At 60.3% G+C, this 2,646-nt stretch carries 3 protein-coding genes; 2 read left to right on the top strand and 1 reads right to left on the bottom strand.

The annotated features are described in order from the left end of the window. Positions 1 to 8 precede the first annotated feature (8 nt). Positions 9 to 2,030, bottom strand: coding sequence for a class I SAM-dependent DNA methyltransferase (locus KBT70_RS01760; RefSeq protein ID WP_296628059.1), 2,022 nt, complete (start codon positions 2,028 to 2,030; stop codon positions 9 to 11). A 35-nt stretch (positions 2,031 to 2,065) separates the two neighbouring features. On the opposite strand from KBT70_RS01760, the gene KBT70_RS01755 reads away from it, so the two are divergent. Both KBT70_RS01755 and KBT70_RS01750 read left to right on the top strand, forming a co-directional pair. Next, on the top strand, positions 2,066 to 2,257 hold the full coding sequence (locus KBT70_RS01755) for a hypothetical protein (protein WP_296628057.1): 192 nt from the start codon (positions 2,066 to 2,068) through the stop codon (positions 2,255 to 2,257). 33 nt (positions 2,258 to 2,290) lie between these two features. Further along, positions 2,291 to 2,646 (top strand): hypothetical protein (locus KBT70_RS01750; RefSeq protein ID WP_296628055.1); only part of this gene is annotated, 356 nt, incomplete at its 3' end.

The raw sequence follows: 2,646 nt of genomic DNA, 5'->3' as shown, positions 1-2,646 counted from the left end.
GATATCACTCACTCAACCACCTCCTGCAGCAAACCTGCGATCTCTGCTTCCAGCGCCTTCAACTCTGCGTCAATCTCTTCGAGCGGTCTCGGGGGCACGTATTTGTAGAAGTAGCGGTTGAAGTTGATTTCATACCCGACGCGTCCGACGCCGCCGTCTGCCGCGTCGGTGTAGCTCTCATCCACCCAGGCATCGGGGACGAAGGGCAGCACCTCGCGCTGCACATAGGCACGCCAATCCTCGTTGAGCGGCACCAGTTCGTGATCGCGCAGATCGGTGTCGGGCTCGGGATTGCCCGAAGCATCGGTGCAAACCTCTGCCGCCTCGTCGCGTTCCGACAGCGCCCCAAGAATAGCCTTGCGCACCGGCGCGCCAACTTTCACGCCAGAGGCCCGGAGCGAGTCGCTGAGTGCGGTCTCAAACGCAGCGCGGCCTACCCACCGTTCCCCTGCCAGATGCGACTCCAGCGACTCCAGAATGGCGCTCTGAGTCTCTTGGTCGAGCTTCTCAAAGGGCTTCGCCTCGCGCAGCGCCTCCAGCCCCTCAGACGTCACCGCGAAGGCCAGTTTCAGCGGCCGCTCGACCCGGATCTCGCGATAGCCAAAATCGGTGGTGGCGAAGATCTTGGATACGTCGCCCCAGTCACCGTCGCCATTCAGCATCTCGGCATAGAGCTGCGTGATCTGGTCACAGGCCTCGGGCGTAATTTCCCGCCGCTTGGAGCCGAGCGACTTGCGCATGGATTTCCAGAACCGCTCGCCACTGGCATCGATCAGTTGCACCTTGCCGCGCCGCACCTTGTCCTTGCGGTTGGTCAGCAGCCAGACATAGGTCTGAATGCCGGTGTTATAGAAGAGGTCGGTGGGCAACGCGATGATCGCCTCGACCCAGTCATTCTCCAGCATCCAGCGGCGGATCTCGCTTTCGCCCGATCCGGCCCCGCCAGTGAAAAGGGGCGATCCGTTCATGACGATGCCGATGCGCGAACCCTGTTCGTCATGGCGCATCTTGGAGATCATATGCTGCAGGAACAGGAGTTGCCCGTCCGAAATGCGCGGCAGCCCGGCCCCGAAGCGCCCGGACATGCCCTGCTCGGCGGCCTCGTCCTTGATCGGGTCGGCGTATTTCTTCCAATCCACGCCGTAGGGCGGATTGGACAGCATGTAGTGGAACCGCCGGTCGGCATGCGCGTCCTGCGTCAGCGTGTTGCCATAGGCAATGTTCTCGGGGTTGTGGCCGGTGACCAGCATATCGGATTTGCAGATCGCGAAGGACTCGGGGTTGAGCTCTTGGCCGAAGAGCTCGACGCGGATGCGGTCGTTGAGCGCCTTCATCTCCATCTCGGCGATGGACAGCATGCCGCCCGTGCCCGCCGCCGGGTCATAAACCTGCCGGATCACGCCGGTGCCGGTGAGAGCGTCCTTGTCGTTGATCAGCAGCAGTGACACGATCAGCCGGATGACCTCGCGCGGGGTGTAATGCTCCCCCGCCGTCTCGTTCGAGATCTCCGAGAAGCGCCGGATCAGGTCCTCGAAGAGGTAGCCCATCTCAAGGTTCGAGATGGCATCGGGGTGCAGGTCGATCTGCGTGAACCGGTCGAACACCTGGTAGAGCAGACCGGCATCATTGAGCCGCTTGAGCTGATCGGTGAACAGGAATTTGTCGAGGAAGACGTCGCGGACGTTGCCGGAGAAATTCGTGATGTAATCAAGCAGGTTGCGGTGGATGTCCTTGGGGTCCTGCCCCTTGAGCGTGGCGAATGTGAAGCGCGACTCGTTGTAGAGGCGGATGTTTGCGCCAACGACCCCGGACAGAAGCGCATCGCGCGCCTCATCATCCATATCCTTGGGCAGCGTGGCCGCCATGTCGAGAACGGCAGGCTTGGTTTGCTCTAGGATGCAGTCGAGCCGCCGCAGCACCACGAAGGGCAACACCACCTTGCCATACTCAGATTGCTTGAAATCACCCCGGAGAAGTTCTGCGATCGACCAGACGAAACTCCCAAGGCTCTTGATATCACTGCTGCTCATTACCGCCCCTGACTTTTTCTCGCTCAGGATGTGCGGTGAGGCTCAGAAGTGCAAGTGCCGATGACGCTGGTTCGACCATTCTGGCGACGCGTCATCGGCACCGCCCGCGCAATGAACGCGCTGCATGCCGCGCATTTTTACCGCAGCATGATCTGCGCCGGAGCATGGCACAATTCGCCATTCTTGATCCCGTCCTTGGCCTTGTCGTGACGCGGCGTTGGTCGTAAGCGAATTTCGATCTCTCCAAGGAGCAGCTTTGAATGACCAGTCCGGAAGTAGGCTACCGCGTTCGTGGGGAGAAATTGGCTTTCGCGTCAAAGGAGTTGTTCGAGATTGGTGCGCTGGATTCGGACCCGATCGACATGAGTTTTGTGCGTAGACTGAACACCGTGATGGCACGGCGGCGCTTGGACATGGAGAAAAAATGTCCCGGCACGCTCATCGATGCGATAAGCGACAAGGGCACCCTGAAAAAGCAAGCGGAACTGGTCGTGTTCGGGCAGTGGCTGATCACTGGCAGTCCGGGCGCAAAACCACGCCCCGGAAAAAAACCAGATCCGACGAAGATGCTGAAATGCATCGCGGCGATTATGGCGGAGATTGCATGGGCTACGTC

It is taken from the genome of Roseovarius sp. (assembly GCF_018066915.1).
GTDB lineage: Bacteria > Pseudomonadota > Alphaproteobacteria > Rhodobacterales > Rhodobacteraceae > Roseovarius.
Note: the sequence above shows the minus strand (reverse complement) of the source record. Positions and strands in the feature narration are given on the sequence as shown.